Annotated in this window: 1 protein-coding gene; it reads left to right on the forward strand. The window is 61.8% G+C overall.

Annotated elements, in window-relative coordinates; genetic code table 11:
• A partial coding sequence (locus tag AAHZ94_RS36590; RefSeq protein WP_349997673.1) for an acyltransferase domain-containing protein occupies nucleotides 1–479 on the forward strand: 479 nt, incomplete at both ends.

Below are 479 nucleotides of genomic sequence, written 5' to 3' on the forward strand. Positions count from 1 at the left end.
GCGGCGTATTGGTATCGGAATTTGCGGGAGCCGGTGCGGTTTGAGTCGGTGGTGGGGTTGTTGGTGGGGTTGGGGTTTGATGTGTTTGTTGAGGTGAGTCCGCATCCGGTGTTGGTGGCGGGTGTGGAGGATGTGGGTGCGGGTGGTGTGGTGGTGGGTGGTTCGTTGCGGCGTGGTGAGGGTGGGTTGGGTCGGTTTTTGGTGTCGGTGGGTGAGTTGTTTGTGCGGGGTGTGGGGGTGGATTGGGGTGCGTTCTTTGGTGGTGTGGGTGTGGGGTCTGTGGGTGGTTCGGGTTCGGGTTCTGGTGATGGTGGGTTGGTGGAGTTGCCGACGTATGGGTTTGTTCGGGAGCGTTTTTGGTTGGTGGGTGGTGGTGGGGGTGTGGGTGATGTGGGTGTGTATGGGTTGAGGGGTGTGGGTCATGGGTTGTTGGGTGCGGTGGTGGAGGTGCCGGGTTCGGGTGGGGTGGTGGTGTCGGG

This window comes from Streptomyces sp. HSW2009 (assembly GCF_040240285.1).
Taxonomy (GTDB): domain Bacteria; phylum Actinomycetota; class Actinomycetes; order Streptomycetales; family Streptomycetaceae; genus Streptomyces.